A 17,481-nucleotide genomic window follows, 5' to 3' on the forward strand; every position below is an offset into this window, starting at 1 on the left:
ACGGGTCAGGAGAGCCCGAGTTCCTTGTCGAGGAAGTCGAAGACGTCCTCGGCCGTCGCGGAGTCGAGACGGTCGGCGACGGAGGGCCCGTCCGCCGGTGCCGCCCCGGCCGCGCCGGCCGTGCCGCTCGCGCCGTCGTGCTCGGTGAGCCGGGCGGTGAGGCGGTCGGCGAGTTCCCGGAGCCGGTGGCCGATCCGGGTGCGTTCGATCTCCTCCGCCGAGAGGGAGTCCGCCGCGGACTCGATGCGTTCGAGCTCGGCGAGGACCGGGACGGCGGGTGTCGCGCCGCCGGCGCACAGTTCGCCGTGCAGGTGCGTGGCGAGGGCGTCGGGGTTGGCGTAGTCGAAAAGGAGGGTGGCCGGCAGGGTCAGGCCGGTGACGGTGCTCAGCCGGTTGCGGAACTCGACGGCGGTGAGCGAGTCGAAGCCGAGTTCGTTGAAGGCCCGTCCGGACTGCACGGCGGCGCTGTTCTCGTAGGCGAGGACGAGGGCCACCTGGTCGCGGACGAGGGTGAGCACCTCGCGCCGCTGCTCGCTCTCGGGGAGCGCGGCGAGCCGGCCGACCAGGTCCGACGGGGCCTCGGCCGCGCCGGCCGGGTCGCCGGCGGGCGCTGTGGCGGCGGCCCGTACCTCGGGCAGCGCGGACAGCAGCGGGCTGGGGCGGGTCGCGGTGAACGACGGCGCGAGCAGGGGCCAGTCGGCGTCGAAGACACCGACGCAGGCCGCCGGGCGGTCCAGGGCCCGCCGGAGGGCGGTCAGGCACACGTCGGCGTCCATCGGGGCCAGGCCGCGCCACCAGGAACGGTCCTGGGACGCCTCCTCGCCCGCCATGCCGCCGCCGTCCCACGGGCCCCAGGCCACCGAGGTCGCGGCGAGGCCGAGGGCCCTGCGGTGCTCGGCCAGGGCGTCCAGGTAGGCGTTGGCCGCGGCGTAGGCGCCCTGTCCCGCGCTGCCGAGCAGTCCGGCGATCGAGGAGAAGGTGACGAACGCCGTCAGGTCGCGGTCCCGGGTGAGCTCGTGCAGGTTGCGGGCGGCCGTCACCTTGGGGCGCAGGACGCCGGCGAGCCGGTCGGGGGTGAGGGATTCCAGGACGCCGTCGTCCAGGACACCGGCCGTGTGCACGACCGCCGTCAGCGGCCGGTCCTCCGGGAGCCCGTCGAGGAGCGCGGCGAGGGCCGTGTGGTCGGCGGCGTCGCAGGCGGCCACGGTGACCTGGGCGCCCAGGGCGGTGAGTTCGGCCGCGAGGTCGGCGGCGCCCGGGGCGTCCGGGCCGCGGCGGCTGGTCAGGACGAGGTGCTCGGCGCCGTCCCGGGCCAGCGAGCGGGCGACGTGCGCGCCGAGCGCGCCGGTGCCGCCGGTGATCAGGACGCTGCCGCGCGGGGGCCAGGGGTGGGGGATCTCCCCGGGCGCGCTGTCCGCGACCGCACCGTCCGCGCTGCCCGTACCCGCGGCGTCCGCACCGGCTCGGCCGGCAGCGGGGCCGGCTGCCGCAGGGGCGTCGGTGCCCACCGTCGCGGTGGCGGGGGCGGGGGCGGCGGTGCCGGTGGCCCGGCTACCGGTGCCGGTCGGCGTGGTGCCGGCACCGGCGGCCGCGGAGTCACCGGCCTCGGTGCCGTGCGTCACGGTGCGATCCGCCGCGGTCCCGCTCACCGCCGTGCCGTCCGCCATGACGCCGTCGGCCGTAGCGCTGCCGGTGGAGGCCTCGGTGGCCGCGGCCCCGCCGGCCGTGGCGCCGGTCGTCGTGCCGAGGCCCGTGTCGGCCGGTATCCGGACCAGTCGGCGGCCGAAGGTTCCTGAGGCACGGACGGCGACCTGGTCCTCCGTTCCTGTGCCGGCGTCCGGGGCGGCGGACGCGCCCGCCAGGACGGCGGTGAGCCGTTCGGCGGCGCGGTCGTCGGGTGCCGGCGGGACGTCGACGAGCCCGCCCCAGCGGCGGGGCTGCTCCAGGGCGGCGACCCGGCCGAGGCCCCACACCTGTGCCTGCTCCGGGTGCGGCAGTTCCTCGGCTCCGCCGACCGCGACGGCACCGCTGGTCAGGCACCACAGCGGGGCGTCGACGGCCGCTTCGCCCAGGGCCTGGGCGAGGGCGACCGTGGCGTTCAGGCCGCCGCCGGCGTCACGCTCGTCGAGTGCGAGGAGGGAGACCACTCCGCGTACGTCGCCGGCCCCGTTGAGCGCGGACCGCAGCCGGTCGGCGAGGGCGGCGGCGGACGGACCGGGCGCGTCGGTCCCATCGGTCACGTCGGCCGCGTCCGGGCCGATGTGCCGGACGTCGGCGCCGTGTCCGGTCAGGGCCGTGTCGAGCCGCTCGGTCCACGGCCGGGCGGCCGGGCCGTCCGGGGAGACGACGAGCCAGGTGCCGGCCACCGCGCCGGCGTCGGGGGCGGGCGGGGTGAGGGGCTGCCAGTCGATGCGGTAGCTCCAGGCGTCGGCGGTCTCCTCGGTGACCCGGCGGGTGTGCCAGGAGGCGAGCAGCGGCAGCACCGTGTCCAGGGCGTCCCGCTCGGCGCCGGGGCCGGCGCCCAGGGCCCCGGCGAGGGCGCCGGTGTCGGTGCGGCGCACCGCGTCCCAGAAGGCGGTGTCGGCGGCGCCGGTTCCCGGTCGGGCGGCCGGACGCGGGGTGCCCGCGACGTCGTCCTCCCACCAGTAGCGCTGCCGCTGGAACGGGTAGGTGGGCAGGTCCACCCGTCGGCCGCCCCAACTCCCGCTGGCCGAGGGCCAGTCGACGGCGGTGCCGTGGACGTGGAGTTCGGCCAGCGCGGCGGTCAGGGTGCGCGGCTCGGGGCGGTCGGCGCGGAGCAGCGGGACGAAGACCGGGGCGTCGGGCCCGGTGTCGTCCGTGACGCAGCGGCGGGCGAGGGCGGTGAGGGTGGCGCCGGGGCCGAGTTCGACGAAGGTGCCGGCGCCGTGCTCGCGGAGCGTGGCGATGCCGTCGGCGAACCGGACGGTCTCGCGGACGTGCCGCACCCAGTACTCGGCGGACGCCAACTCGTCGCCCCCGCACAGCTTTCCGGTCAGGTTGGAGACGAGGGGGATGCGGGGCGGGGCCGTCGGGAGGCCGTCGACGGCCTTCCGGAAGTCCGCGAGCATGGGGTCCATGCGGGGTGAGTGGAATGCGTGGCTGACGCGCAGCCGCGACGTCTTGCGCCCTTGCTCCCGGAGTTGATCGGCGGCGCGCAGGACGGCGTCCTCGTCGCCGGAGAGGACCACGGACGCCGGTCCGTTGACGGCGGCGACCGCGAGCCGGTCGCCGAGGAGCGGCCGTACGTCGTCCTCGGACGCCTCGACGGCGACCATCGCGCCGCCCGTGGGCAGCGCCTCCATCAGCCGGGCCCGGGCGGCGACCAGGGTGCAGGCGTCGTCCAGGGTGAAGACCCCGGCGGCGTGGGCGGCGGCGATCTCGCCGATGGAGTGGCCGATCAGCAGGTCGGGGCGGACGCCCCACTCCTCCAGCAGCCGGAAGAGGGCGACTTCGACGGCGAAGAGGGCGGCCTGGGCGTGGCCGGTGCGGTCGAGCCGTTCCGCGCGGGCCGCGTCGCGCCCGTCGCCGTGGAGCCACATGGTCTCCCGCACCGGCGTGTCGAGCCGCCGGTCGAGGGCGTCGCAGACGGCGTCGAGGGCCGCCGCGAAGGCGGGCTCGGACGCGTACAACTCCTGTGCCATGCCGGGGCGTTGGGCGCCCTGCCCGGTGAACATGAAGGCCGTCCGGGCGCCGGTGCCGCGCGGGGTGCCGCGCACCAGCCCGGGGGTGTCGTCGCCGGCGGCCAGCGCGTCGAGGCGGCGCAGCAGCCCGTCGCGGTCGTCGTCGACGACGGCGGCCCGGTGGTCGAAGACGGCGCGGGTGGTCGCGAGGGAGAAGGCGACGTCCACGGCGCTCGCGGGGCCGCCGTGGGGGTGCGGTGCGGTGAGGTGGGCGCGCAGCCGGGCCGCCGCGTCGCGCAGTGCCCGGTCGTCGCGGGCCGACAGCAGCCAGGGCAGCGGGCGGGCGGGGGCCTCGGCGGCCTCCGGGGCGTCAGCGGCCTCCGGGAGGCCGGGGGCGTCCGGGGCGTCGGCGGCCGGCGCCTCCTCGATGATGACGTGGGCGTTGGTGCCGCTGAGGCCGAAGGAGGAGACGCCGGCGCGGCGCGGGGCGTCGCCGCTCCATTCCACCGGCTCGGTCAGCAGCCGGACGTTCCCGGCCGACCAGTCGACCTTCGGCGTCGGCTCGTCGACGTGCAGGGTGCGGGGCAGCGTCCGGTGCCGGATCGCCTCGACCATCTTGATGATGCCGCCGACGCCGGCGGCGGCCTGGGCGTGCCCCATGTTGGACTTGATGGAGCCGAGCCAAAGAGGCTGGCCGTCGGGGCGGTTGCGGCCGTAGGTGGCGAGGAGGGCCTGGGCCTCGATGGGGTCGCCGAGGACGGTGCCGGTGCCGTGCGCCTCGACGGCCTGGACGTCGGCGGGGGTGAGGCCGGCGTTGTCGAGGGCCTGGCGGATGACGCGCTGCTGGGAGGGCCCGTTGGGGGCGGTGAGGCCGTTGCTGGCGCCGTCCTGGTTGACCGCCGAGCCCCGGACGACGGCGAGGACGGGGTGGCCGTTGCGGCGCGCGTCGGACAGCCGTTCCACCAGCAGCACCCCGGCGCCCTCCGACCAGCCGGCGCCGTCCGCCGCGCCCGCGAAGGACTTGCAGCGGCCGTCCTTGGCGAGGCCGCGCTGCCGGCTGAACTCGACGAACATCTCCGGCCCGGCCATCACGGTGACGCCGCCGGCCAGGGCCAGCGAGCACTCGCCGTTGCGCAGGGACTGCGCGGCCAGGTGGAGCGCCACCAGCGACGACGAGCAGGCCGTGTCCACCGTGAGCGCCGGGCCCTCGAAGCCGAAGGTGTAGGAGACGCGGCCGGACACCAGGCTGCCGGCCGTGCTGCCGCCCGCGTAGTCGTGGTACATCAGGCCGGCGAACACGCCGGTGCGGCTGCCCTTGAGGGTGCCGGGGTCGATCCCGGCCCGCTCGAACGCCTCCCAGGCGACCTCCAGCAGCAGCCGCTGCTGGGGGTCGGTCTCGGGCGCCTCCCGGGGGCTGAGCCCGAAGAACACCGGGTCGAAGTCGGCGGCGTCGTACAGGAACCCGCCCTCGCGCACATAGCTGCGCCCGGGCCGGCCGGGAGCCGGGTCGTACAGCGTGTCCATGTCCCAGCCGCGGTCGGTGGGGAACTGCCCGACGACGTCGGCGCCCGTGTCCACCACCCGCCACAGGTCCTCGGGGCCGGCGACGCCGCCCGGGTAGCGGCAGCCCATGCCCACGATCGCGATCGGCTCGTGCCGGCCGTCCTCGACCTCGCGCAGCCGGCGCCGGGTCTCGTGGAGGTCGGCCGTCGCGCGCCGAAGGTAGTCGCGCAGTTTCTGGTCGTTCGCCATCGAAGTGTGAGCCAATCTCGGACGGTGGTTTCCGGGGCGTCGGGAGTGGTGGGTGTGCGGTTCCGTCGGCAGGGCACCGCCCGGGGCACGGGTGTGCCACCGGACGGTGGTACGGCGGCGGCGGCCGGGCTACGGCATGCCGAGGTCGCCGTCCAGCGCGGCGAACAGTTCGTCGTCGGTGGCGGACTCGAACGCCGTGCGGGCGTCGGCGCGCGGCTCCTCGCCGCGCTCGTGCCGCCACCGGCGCAGCAGCGAGTCCAGCCGGGCCGCGACGTCGGCGTGCTCGCGGTCGGGGACACCGTCGGAGCCGGCCGCGGCCAGCAGGGCGGCCTCCAGGTCGTCGATCCGGTCGGCCAGCGACCGTCCGGCCCCCTGGTCCGGCACCAGCTCGGCGGCGAGGTGCGCGGCGAGGACGGCCGGGGTGGGGAAGTCGAAGACGAGGGTGGCGGGGAGCCGCAGCCCGGTGGCCGCGTTCAGCAGGTTGCGGAGGTCGACGGCGGCCATCGAGTCGAAGCCGACGTCCTTGAACGCCCGCTCGGGATCGACGAGTTCACCGCTGCCGTGACCGAGGACGGCGGCCGTGTTGCTGCGCACCAGGTCGAGCAGGACGAGGTCGCGCTCGGGCTCCGGGAGGCTGGCGAGCCGGTGCGCGAGCGCGTCGGCACCGGTGGAGGGAGCTCCGGCCGCCGGCCGCGCGGCACGGCGCGGCCGGGTGCGGACGAGGGTGCGCAGCAGGGCCGGCACCGTCGCGCTCCCGGCGTTCAGGGCGGCGGCCTCCAGGCCGACGGGCACCAGCACCGGGCCGTCCGCCGCCAGGGCCGCGTCGAGCAGGTCGAGCGCCCGGGCGGTCGGCAGCGGGCGCATGCCCATGCGGCGCAGCCGCTCGACGTCCGTGTCGGCCAGCTGGCCGCCCATGCCCTGTTCGCCGTCCCACAGGCCCCAGGCGAGGGAGAGGGCGGGCAGGCCCTGGTCCGCGCGGTGGCGGGCGAGAGCGTCGAGGAACACGTTGGCGGCGGCGTAACCGGCCTGTCCGGCGCCGACGAAGAGACCGGCGGTGGACGAGAACAGCACGAAGGCGGCGAGTGGTTGATGGACCGTCAGCTCGTGGAGGTGCCAGGCGGCGTCCGCCTTGGGGCGCAGCGCCGTGTCGACGTGATGCGCCGTCTGGGTCTCGATCAGGCCGTTCTCGGCCAGTCCGGCCGTGTGGACGACGGCGTTCAGCGGGTGGCCGGCCGGGATGTCGGCGAGCAGCTTCTCCAGCGCGGCGCGGTCCGCGACGTCGCACGCCGCCACCCGCGCCTCGGCGCCCGCCGCGCCCAGTTCCCGGCACAGCTCGCGGGCGCCCGGCGCCTCCTCGCCGCGCCGGCTGACCAGGAGCAGCCGGCGGGCGCCGTACCGGGTCACCAGGTGCCGGGCGACGGCGGCGCCGAGGCCGCCGGTTCCGCCGGTGATCAGGACGGTGCCGTCGGGGTCCCAGCCGGCGCCGAGGACGGTGTCGGCGGCCGGGGCGGCGGGCCGTTCCCGGACGAGCCGCGGCGCCCACACCGTGCCGTCGCGCAGGGCGAGTTCGGCGTCGTCCGTGGTGGCGGCGGTGGCGCGCAGCCGGCGGCCCGACGCGGGGGTGCCGTCCCAGTCGAGGAGCAGCAGCCTGCCGGGGTGCTCGGCCTGCGCGGCGCGCACCAGGCCCCACAGGGGGGCGCGCGCCAGGTCGACGGCGGGGCCGGACGCGGCGTCGGGGCCCGCCGCGCCGCTGGTGAGGACCACCAGGCGGGAGGCGGCGAACGCTGGTTCGGCGAGCCATTCCCGTACGGTCGCGAGAACGTCGGTGACGGTGGTACGGACCTGGTCCGGCAGGTCGCCGCTGCCGTCCGGCCCGGGACCGCCGCACGGCAGCACCACCGTGCCGGGCACGGCGCCGGGCGCCGCGGCGAGCGAGGCGAGATCGGCGTACCCGCGCGCCTCGGGTCCCAGCGCGGCGGTGAGCAGCGGATCGGGCGCGGTACCGACGAGCGCCCAGCCACCGTCTTCCTCCCCCTCCCCCGGCAGCGGCGGAACGGCCCGCTCCGCCCAGACGGGGCGCAGTAGGGCGGCGCCGTCGGCACCTTCCGTCTCCTCCCCCGCCGGCCGCACGGCGTCGGCGTCCACGGCCCGCGCGGCGAGCGACCGGATCGTGAGCACGGGTGCCCCGGACCCGTCCGCCACCAGCACCGACGCCTCGTCGGGGCCGTGCGACGCCACGCGGACGCGCAGCGCGGCGGCCCCCGTCGCGTGCACCGTGACACCGCTCCATGCGAACGGCAGCCGCGGGCCTTCCGCGGCGGCCTGCTCATCCGCCTCGTGGAAGAGGTTGGCGTGCAGGGCCGAGTCGAGGAGGGCGGGGTGGAGCAGGTAGGACGCGGCGTCGTGCTGAGCCTCCGGCGGGAGGGCGACCTCGGCGTAGGTGGTGTCGCCCTGCCGCCAGGCGGCCTGGAGTCCCTGGAAAACCGGGCCGTAGTCGTACCCCTGGTCGGCGAGCCGCTCGTAGGCGGCGTCGAGCGGGATGGGTTGGGCGTCGGCGGGCGGCCACGCGGCGAGCTCGTCGCCGGCGTCCTCGGCGGCGGGCTCCTCGGCGGTGAGTCCCCCGGTGGCGTGCGGCGTCCACTCCGCGTGATCCGCCGAGCCCGCCGGCCGCGAATGGACGGTGACGGTACGCCGGTCCGCCTCGTCCGCCGGTCCCACCGTGATCCGCAGATCGACGGCCCGGTCGGCGGGCACGACGAGGGGCGCCTGGAGCGTCAGTTCGTCGAGGTACGGGGTGCCGGCCTGGTCACCGGCGTGCAGCGCGAGTTCGAGGAGACCGGTGCCGGGGAGCAGGGTGGTCCCCAGGATGGTGTGGTCGGCCAGCCAGGGGTGGGTACGGGTGCCGATCCGCCCGGTCAGGACGACGGTGTCCGTGTCCGGCACGGCGACGGCCGCGCCGAGCAGCGGATGCCGCGCCGGCACCTGGCCCAGAGCCTCCGGGTCACCGGCTCCCGCGCCCTCCTCCAGCCAGTAGCGGCGGCGTTGGAAGGGGTAGGTGGGGAGGTCGATGGTGCTCTTTTGTGCTGAGGGGTGGAGGGTGTGCCAGGTGATGGGGTGGCCGTGGGTCCAGAGGGTCGCCAGGGCGGTGAGGGCTTCTTGTGCCTCGGGGCGGTTGCGGCGTTGGAGGGGGAGGCAGGTGGCGGTGGTGTGGTCGGCCGCCATGGCGGTGAGGACGGCGTCGGGGCCGATCTCCAGGAAGGTGGTGATGCCGTCGGCGGTCAGGGTCGAGACCGCGTCGGCGAAGCGGACCGGGCGGCGGACGTGCTCCACCCAGTAGTCGACGCTCGTCAACTCCTCGGTGGTGGCGTGCTGTCCGGTGACGGTGGAGACGATCGGGATGCGCGGCTCGGTGAAGGTCAGGCCCGCCACGACCGTGCGGAAGTCCTCCAGCATCGACTCCATCAGCGGCGAGTGGAAGGCGTGGGAGACCTTGAGCGTCGAGGTCTTGCGGCCCTGCTCCCGCAGCTTCTCCACGATCGCGGTGACCGGTGCTTCGGCACCCGAGACAACAACTGCGCGCGGGCCGTTGACGGCAGCAACGGAAGCGTCCTGAGCGTCATCAAGGAGGGTGAGTGCTTCGTCCTCGGTGCACTGGAGGGCGGCCATGACGCCGCCCTCGGGCAGGGCCTGCATCAGCCGGCCGCGTGCGGCCACCAGCGTGCACGCGTCCGCCAGGGAGAGCACCCCGGCGACGTGGGCTGCCGCGATCTCGCCGATGGAGTGTCCGGCCAGTGCCTCCGGTCGTACGCCCCAGGACTCCACCAGGCGGAACAGCGCCGTCTCGACGGCGAACAGCGCCGGCTGCGCGTACTCCGTGCGGTTCAGCAGCTCGCCGTCCTCGCCGAAGAGGACGTCCTTGAGCGGAAGTTCGAGGCGTGCGTCGAGGTGGGCGCACACCTCATCCAGCGCCTTGCCGAACACCGGGAACGCTTCGTACAGTTCCCGGCCCATTCCTACCCGCTGTGCCCCCTGCCCGGTGAACAGGAACGCCAGCCGGCCTTCGGCGGCCGTCCTCCGCACCAGGCCCGCCGCGTCCTGCCCTGCCGCCAGCGCGGCGAGGGCGGCGGTGAGGTCCGCGCGGTTGGTGCCGGTGAGCACGGCACGGTGTTCCAGCTGTGCCCGCGTCGTCGCCAGGGCCACCGCCACCTCCCGCAGCAGCCCCGGTCCGTCCTCGCGCTCCAACACGCTCAGCAGCTGCGCGGCCTGGGCGCGCAGAGCATCCGCGGAACGGGCGCTGAGCAGCCACGGCAGAGCCGGACCGGTGGCCTGCTCTTCCGCTGCCGATTCCTCCACGGGCGGGGCTTCTTCGAGGATCACGTGGGCGTTGGTCCCGCTGATACCGAACGACGAGACACCCGCCCTGCGCGGCCGGTCACTCTCCCACACCTGCGCCTCGGTGAGCAGTTCCACCGCACCCGCCGTCCAGTCCACCTTCGACGACGGCGCGTCCACGTGCAGCGTCTTCGGCAGCACGCCGTTGCGCATCGCGAGAACCATCTTGATGATGCCCGCCACACCCGCCGCCGCCTGCGTATGCCCCAGGTTCGACTTCACCGACCCCAGCCACAACGGCCGTCCGTCGTCCGGCCGCTCCTTGCCGTACGTCGCCAGCAACGCCTGCGCCTCGATCGGATCGCCCAGCGTCGTCCCCGTACCGTGTCCCTCCACCACGTCCACCTCGGACGGCCGGAGGCCGGCCTCGGCCAGGGCCTGAAGGATGACGCGCTGCTGGGAGGGGCCGTTGGGGGCCGTGAGGCTGCTGCTGGCGCCGTCCTGGTTGACCGCCGAACCGCGCACGACCGCCAGCACCTTGTGCCCGTTGCGCAGCGCGTCCGACAGCCGCTCGACCACCAGGACGCCGACGCCCTCGCCCCAGCCGGTACCGTCCGCCGCTTCGGCGAACGCCTTGCAGCGGCCGTCGGCGGCCAGGCCGCGCTGCCGGCTGAACTCGGTGAAGGTGTCGGGCGCCGCCATCACGGTGACGCCGCCGGCCAGGGCCAGCGAGCACTCGCCGGCGCGCAGCGCGCGGACGGCCCAGTGCAGGGCGACGAGGGAGGAGGAGCAGGCGGTGTCCACGGTGACCGCCGGGCCTTCCAGGCCGAGGCTGTAGGAGACGCGGCCGGAGACGACGCTGCCCGAGTTGCCGTTGCCGACGTACCCGTCGACCTCGTCGGGGACGTGGGTGAGGCGGGCGGCGTAGTCGTGGTACATCACTCCGGCGAAGACGCCGGTTTTGCTGCCCCGCAGGGCGTGGGGGTCGAGGCCGGCCCGTTCGAGGGCTTCCCAGGACGCTTCGAGGAGCAGCCGCTGCTGGGGGTCCATGGCCAGGGCTTCGCGCGGGCCGATGCCGAAGAAGTCGGCGTCGAAGTCGGCGGCGTCGTGCAGGAATCCGCCCTCGCGGACGTAGGTGGTGCCGGGCCGCTCGGGGTCGGGGTCGTAGAGGGCGTCGGTGTCCCAGCCGCGGTTCTCGGGGAACGGGGTGATGCCGTCGCGGCCTTCGTCCAGCAGTCGCCAGAGCTCCTCGGGGGAGGTGACGCCGCCCGGGTAGCGGCAGCTCATCCCGATGACGGCGATGGGTTCGTGCTCCCTGCGCTCGGCTTCGCGCAGCCGGCGGCGGGCCTCCCGAAGGTCGGCCGTCGCCCGCTTGAGGTAATCGAGAAGTTTCTTCTCGCCTTCCACCCAAGAACCCCCTGAACCCGGAACGCGCCCGGTACCCGGTCTGATTGGTCGCCGCCCGCACCGCCCGGGCGGGGCCCGGTGGTTCCGCGGTCCGGCCGTACCGCTCCCGCTGGTACGGCCGTTCCGCCCCGTGCTCCCGTGTCCCGGCTGTGACGTGCCGGGCCTTCGCCTGGCTGCTTTGCCTCTGCGAGGGGCCGTCCGCGAACTGCGCGTGCCGGGACGGGCGGTCTCCCGGAACGCTACGGGCGGCTTCTCGGGGGCAGCCACCCTTAGCTCCCCCTAGGTACCCCTATCAGGGGCCGCGGAACGGAAACGTCCGGGTGAATTCCATGTGTCCGGCGAGGGTCGGGCCGGGGTCCTGGAGGGGTTCTCCGCGGGCCGCGGGCGCCGTTCGGCTAAGGGCCCCTAGGGGTTTGATAGGGGTCCGTCCCACCACCGCACTGCTATAGCGTTCTCGGCATCGGACGCGGCGAAACGTCCGGCGGCTCGATTTCTTCGGAAGCCGCTCGATCCCGGAAGACCGGAACACCGGTAGGAGCCGGAACACCGGCAGGAGCCGGAAGAGCCGGACCGGAAGAGCCGCTGGAGCCGGAAACGAACACCGGAAGTCCGAAAGCCACGTCAAGCCGGAAGTCACGTCAAGGAAGCCGCGAAACAGCAAGCCGCGAAACATCGATTCGGGGTAGGAAGATGCCCGCGACACCGATCGTCAAAGGAACCGCCCCTTTCGGCGACCACAAGACCTGGTACCGCGTCACCGGTGACCTGGGGAGCGGGCGTACGCCCGTCGTCGTCCTGCACGGCGGCCCGGGGAGCACGCACGACTACCTGCTGAGCCTGGCGTCCCTGGCGGAGGCCGGCCGGCCGGTCGTGCACTACGACCAGCTCGGGAACGGCGGGTCCACCCGGCTGCCGGACCGCGGCACGGACTTCTGGACCGTGCGCCTGTTCCGCGAGGAGCTGGACAATCTCCTGCGGCACCTCAAGGTGGGCGACGACTACATCCTCTTCGGGCAGTCGTGGGGCGGGATGCTGGCCGCGGACCACGCCGCCGACCGGCCCGCCGGCCTGCGCGGCCTGGTGATCGCCAACTCCCCCGCCTCGATGCCCCTGTGGCTGCGGGAGATGGCGGTGCTGCGGGAGCGGCTGCCTCCCGAGGTGCAGGAGACGCTGCTGCGGCACGAGGCGGCGGGGACCACGGACACCGCCGAGTACTTCGCGGCCATGCGGGTGTTCTACGACCGGCACGTGTGCCGCGTCCAGCCGTGGCCGCGGGACTACCTGGCGACGTTCATGGAGATCAACGACGATCCGACCGTCTACCACGCCATGAACGGGCCGAACGAGTTCCACGTCATCGGCAGCCTCAAGGACTGGTCGGTCGAGGACCGGATTCCGCACATCGACGTCCCCACGCTGCTGATCAGCGGGCGGCACGACGAGGCGACCCCGGCGACCGTGCAGCCGTTCTACGACCTGATACCGGATGTCCGCTGGGAAATCCTCGAGGAATCGAGCCATGTGCCGCACCTTGAGGAACCCGAGCGTTTCACCTCCGTTCTCACCGCGTTCCTCGCGGAGCTCGACGGTGCCGGAGGAACAGCAATACCGGGCGCGGCGGCGGCGATTCCGTCCCCGTCCCTGCCCGGGGAATCCACGGAACCCAAGGAAGGAGCGCTCGGGTGACCACCGCTCATGAGATTCGCGCTTATCCGTTCAGCGAACCGGACCGGCTCGAACTCGATCCGATGTACGCCACTCTGCGCGCGGAGGAGCCGCTGAGCCGGGTGCAGTTCCCGCTCGGCGAGCCGGCCTGGCTGGCCACCCGCTACCACGACGTCCGCACGGTCCTGGCGGACCCGCGGTTCAGCCGGGCCGTCGCCAAGACCCGGGACCAGCCGCGCACCCACCCCGACGAGCACCTGGACGACGGTCTGGTCGGCATGGACGCGCCGGACCACGCGCGGCTGCGGAAGCTGGTCGCCCGGGCGTTCACCGGACGCCGGGTGGAGCTGATGCGCGACGACACCCAGCGGATCGTGGACGGGCTCGTCGACAACATGCTCGAACAGGGTGCCCCGTTCGACATGGTGGAGAACTTCGCCATCCCGCTGCCGGTCACCGTGATCTCCGAGATGCTCGGCGTGCCGGAGGCCGACCGTCCGCGGCTGCGCGGCTGGTCGGAGGCGATGGTCTCCACCACGGCGCTGCCGTGGGAGGAGATGGAGCGCAACGCCAAGGAGCTGTTCGCGTACATCGGGACGCTGGTCGCCGAGCGGCGCCGCAACCCCACCGAGGACCTGCTCGGTGCGCTGGTGAAGACGCGGGACGAGGACGGCGACCGGCTGAGCGAGGAGGAGCTGGTCATGCATGTGACCGGCGGCCTGCTCATCACCGGCACCGAGACGACCGCCTCGCAGATGCCCAACTTCCTGTACGCGCTGCTCAGCCACCGCGACCAGTGGGAGCTGCTGTGCGCCGACCCGTCGCTGGTGCCGCGCGCGGTCGAGGAGCTGGTGCGCTGGATCCCGCTGAACTACTCGGCGATGTTCGCCCGGTACGCCCTGGAGGACATCCAGTTCGGGGACGTCACGGTGAAGGCCGGCGAGCCGGTGGTGGGTTCGGTGGCCTCGGCCAACCGGGACCCGGAGATCTTCGAGGAGCCGGACCGGCTGGACGTCACCCGCGAGCACAACCCGCACATCGGCTTCGGTCACGGCCCGCACCACTGCCTGGGCGCCCAACTGGCCCGGATGGAGCTGCAGACGGTGCTGACGACCCTGGTGACCCGCTTCCCGACCCTGGACTTCGCCGACGGCGCGGACGGGGTGGTGTGGAAGCAGGGCATGCTGGTGCGCGGCCCGAAGCTGCTGCGGGTGACCTGGTGAGCCGCTGGTCGGTCGAGGTCGACCGCGGCGTCTGCATCGGCGCCTCGGTGTGCGCGAACTACGCGCCCGGGCACTTCGAGCTGGCGGACGGCAAGTCCCGGCCGCGGGCGGCCGTGATCGACCCCGACGACGCGGTGCTCGACGCCGCGGAGACCTGTCCGGTGGCCGCGCTGGCGGTGCGCGACGCCGACAGCGGCGCCCTGCTGGCGCCCGAGGAGTAGTCCTTCCCCGGGCCGGCGGTCTCCCCGGGCCCGTCACTTCCGGTTCCGGCGGCGTGTCTCCCAGGCCGCCGGAACCGCCGGTCGCGAGCGCCATCCGCCGGCCGCCGCCGCTCACTTCCACCGCCGCTCATCCCCGCCATCGTCCGCCCCCGCCACCGTCCACCGCCACGCGCGTCCGCGCGGCCGGTCGACGAGGGGCCGGCCCCCGCACGTCCGCTTGTCTCGGAAGGACCGCGCACATGACCACCGCGTCCCGGACCGGTACCGCGATGATCTTCCCCGGTATGGGGCCCACCCCCTTCGCGGAGGTCGGGAAGTTCATGGTCGTCAACCCCTTCGCCCGGAAGCTGGTCGCCGCCGCCGACCGGGTGCTCGGCTACTCGCTCGTCGACCGCTACCGCACCACCGAGGGCGACTACAGCGAGTACGCCCAGGTCGCGTTCATGGTCAACTCGCTGGCGCTGGCCCAGTGGGCGGGGCACACGCTGGGCGTCGAGGCCGGTCTGTGCACGGGCCCCAGCTTCGGCGAGAAGCCGGCCGCCGCGTTCTCCGGGGCGCTGGACTTCCCCGACGCCGTCCGCGCCACCGCCGCGTTCGCGCGGCTGCTGGAGGACTACTTCGCCACGGAGTACACGGACCTCGTCACCCACTCGTTCGTCCGCGTGCCGCAGGACACGCTGCGCGAACTGCTCGGGGAGCTGGACGAGCGCGGGGAGATGTACGAGATCTCCTGCTACATCGACGACGACTTCACCATGCTGACGCTGCGCGAGCACAACCTGGAGTGGCTGCCTGCCCGGCTCCGCGCGCTGGGCGGCATGTCGCTGTACACCATGCGTCCGCCGATGCACTGCTCGCTGTTCAAGGGGCTGCGCGACCGGGCCGAGGAGGAGGTCTTCGGCCCGCTGGAGTTCGCCGACCCGACCGTCCCGGTGATCGCCGACCAGGACGGTGCGCTGGTCACCACGGGCGAGGGGGTGCGCGCCATGATGCTGGACAGCTGTGTGCGCCCGCTGCGGTGGCCGGCGGTCGTGGACGCCCTGCGCGAGGCCGGGGTCGGCACGGTGTGCGTGGCGGGCCAGGACAGCCTCTTCGGCCGGGTGCGGCGCACCACGGACGCCTTCGAGGTGGTCCCGGCGACGCCGCGGCTGGCGCTGCGCCCGCGTCCGCGCCCCGCGAGCGCCTGAACCCTCCCTCCCCAAGACGTTCCCCTCGCTTTTCCGTACACCGACTCACCGAGAGGCCATCACCATGTGGGACCAGAAGTTCGAGGACCTGCTGCGCGGGTTCCTGCCGTTCCTGGGCGCCGACGAGCAGCTCACGCAGGACACCGGGCTGCGTGACCTGGGCCTGGACTCGCTGGGCATCGTCGAGCTGCTCGCCGCGCTGGAGGACGCGTACCAGGTGCGCTTCCACGACGACGCGCTCAGCCCCGAGACGTTCGCGACGCCCGGCGTGCTGTGGAAGGCGCTGTCCCGGCTGGTCGCGGACCAGGCCGCCTGAGCGGCGCCGCCGCACGTCCCGGAGCGAACCCAGTGAGCAGCAGAGGAGCAGCGGTGGACGCCACGTCGGACAGCACCCTGGACACGGCGCTGCACGGGCGTTTCCTGCGCGGAGTGGAGCTGGCGCCGCGCAATGACGCGGTGCGGGTCGGCGCCGACGCGATCGGTTACGAGGAGGCGCACGAGCGGGCCCTGGAGTGGGCGGGCGCGCTGTCGGCGGCGGTGGCGGGGCCGCCGGGCGCGGTGGCGGTGCTGGCGGCGAAGGGTGTCCGCGCGTACGTCGGCATCCTGGCCGCGCTGTACGCGGGCGCCACCGTCGTGCCCCTCCAGCCGGGCTTCCCGGTCGCGCGCACCCGCCGGATGATGCGGGCCGCCGGGGTGTCGGCGGTCATCGTGGACGAGGCCGGCTGGGCGCAGCTGCCGGAGCTGCTGGCGCCGGACCCGGACGACGGGCCGGCGTCCACCGCGCAGGACCCGGGCGCGGCGCTGCCGGTGCTCGCGCCGGGTTGTCCGGCGGGCGCGCTCCCGGGCGTCGTACGGATCGAGCCGCGCCCGTCCGGCGCGCTGGCGGCGCCGCGGCCGGTGCGGCCGGACGACGCCGCGTACATGCTGTTCACATCCGGGTCGACGGGCCGCCCCAAGGGCGTGCCGATCAGCCACGGCAGCGCCACGCACTACTTCGGCCTCCAGGACGCCCGTTACGACTTCACGCCGGACGACGTCTTCTCGCAGACGTTCGACCTGAACTTCGACTGCGCGATGTTCGACCTGTTCTGCGCCTGGGGATCCGGGGCGACGGCGCTGTGGGTGCCGCCGGGTGCGTACCGGGAGCTGCCGGCGTTCCTGGCGGAGCACCGGATGACGGTGTGGTTCTCGACGCCGAGCGCGATCGGGCTGGTCCGCCGGCTCGGCGGGCTGGTGCCGGGGGCGCTGCCCGGGCTGCGCTGGAGCTTCTTCGCCGGTGAGGCACTGACGTGCCGGGACGCGGCGGACTGGCAGGCGGCGGCGCCCGGTTCGGCGCTGGAGAACCTCTACGGCCCGACCGAGCTGACGATCACCATCGCGGCGCACCGCTGGGATCCGGAGCGTTCGGAGCGGATCGCGGTGAACGGGGTGGTGCCGATCGGCCGGGTCAACGGCGGCCACGCGCACCTGCTCCTCGACGAGGACGGGAAGCCCGCCGAGCGGGAGGGCGAGCTGTGCGTGTCCGGTCCGCAGCGGACGGCCGGCTATCTGGACCCGGGCGACGACGCGGGCCGCTTCCTCGACCACGACGGCCGCGTCTGGTACCGCACGGGCGACCGGGTGCGCCGCATCGGCGGGGACACCGCCAACAGCGAACTCGCCTACCTCGGACGGCTGGACGCCCAGGTGCAGGTCGCCGGCTGGCGGGTGGAGCTGCCCGAGGTGGACCACGCGCTGCGCGGCTGCGAGGGCGTCACCGAGGCCGTCACGGTCGACGTGGCCACGGAGGCGGGCACCGAGCTGGCCGTCTTCTACACCGGTTCCGCCGTGCCGCTCTCGGTGTTCGCCCGGCGACTGCGCCCGGTGCTGCCCCAAGGCATGACGCCCCGTCACTTCTGGCGGCTGGAGGAGTTCCCGCTCAACTCCAACCGCAAGACCGACCGCGGCGCGCTGCGGGCCCGCGCGCGCGAGCTCCTGAACGAAACCCCCGACCTCCGTACGACCGGCCCCCGTACCACCAGCACGCCGACGACCTGACAGGAGAACAGCGTTG

The 17,481-nt window shown here is 74.6% G+C and carries 7 protein-coding genes and 1 pseudogene; 6 read left to right on the forward strand and 2 right to left on the reverse strand.

What is annotated here, in order from left to right; genetic code table 11:
• Positions 1–5 precede the first annotated feature (5 nt).
• The gene (locus tag K7I03_RS00355; RefSeq protein ID WP_185946173.1) at positions 6–5,393 is read right to left on the reverse strand and encodes a type I polyketide synthase; all 5,388 of its coding nucleotides are present in this window, start codon (positions 5,391–5,393) and stop codon (positions 6–8) included.
• Positions 5,394–5,522: 129 nt separating this feature from the next.
• Positions 5,523–11,132, reverse strand: a pseudogene (locus K7I03_RS00360) (SDR family NAD(P)-dependent oxidoreductase); the annotation flags it as partial.
• 690 nt (positions 11,133–11,822) lie between these two features.
• On the opposite strand from K7I03_RS00360, the gene K7I03_RS00365 reads away from it, so the two are divergent.
• From K7I03_RS00365 to K7I03_RS00390, 6 genes are all read left to right on the forward strand, one after another.
• The gene (locus K7I03_RS00365) at positions 11,823–12,818 is read left to right on the forward strand and encodes a proline iminopeptidase-family hydrolase (RefSeq protein ID WP_185946167.1); all 996 of its coding nucleotides are present in this window, start codon (positions 11,823–11,825) and stop codon (positions 12,816–12,818) included.
• A complete protein-coding gene (locus K7I03_RS00370) occupies positions 12,815–14,020 on the forward strand; it encodes a cytochrome P450 (RefSeq protein ID WP_185946166.1) in 1,206 nt (401 codons plus the stop codon). Before K7I03_RS00365 ends, K7I03_RS00370 begins: the two co-directional genes overlap by 4 nt.
• A complete protein-coding gene (locus K7I03_RS00375; RefSeq protein WP_224346787.1) occupies positions 14,017–14,241 on the forward strand; it encodes a ferredoxin in 225 nt (74 codons plus the stop codon). Before K7I03_RS00370 ends, K7I03_RS00375 begins: the two co-directional genes overlap by 4 nt.
• 239 nt (positions 14,242–14,480) lie before the next feature.
• Positions 14,481–15,428, forward strand: coding sequence for an ACP S-malonyltransferase (locus K7I03_RS00380; protein WP_185946165.1), 948 nt, complete (start codon positions 14,481–14,483; stop codon positions 15,426–15,428).
• A 64-nt stretch (positions 15,429–15,492) separates the two neighbouring features.
• Positions 15,493–15,744, forward strand: coding sequence for an acyl carrier protein (locus tag K7I03_RS00385; protein ID WP_004951735.1), 252 nt, complete (start codon positions 15,493–15,495; stop codon positions 15,742–15,744).
• Between the two features lie 53 nt (positions 15,745–15,797).
• Positions 15,798–17,465, forward strand: a complete 1,668-nt coding sequence (locus tag K7I03_RS00390) for an AMP-binding protein (RefSeq protein WP_185946164.1) — start codon at positions 15,798–15,800, stop codon at positions 17,463–17,465.
• The last annotated feature ends 16 nt before the right edge of the window (positions 17,466–17,481 follow it).

The organism is Streptomyces mobaraensis, from assembly GCF_020099395.1.
Lineage (GTDB): Bacteria > Actinomycetota > Actinomycetes > Streptomycetales > Streptomycetaceae > Streptomyces.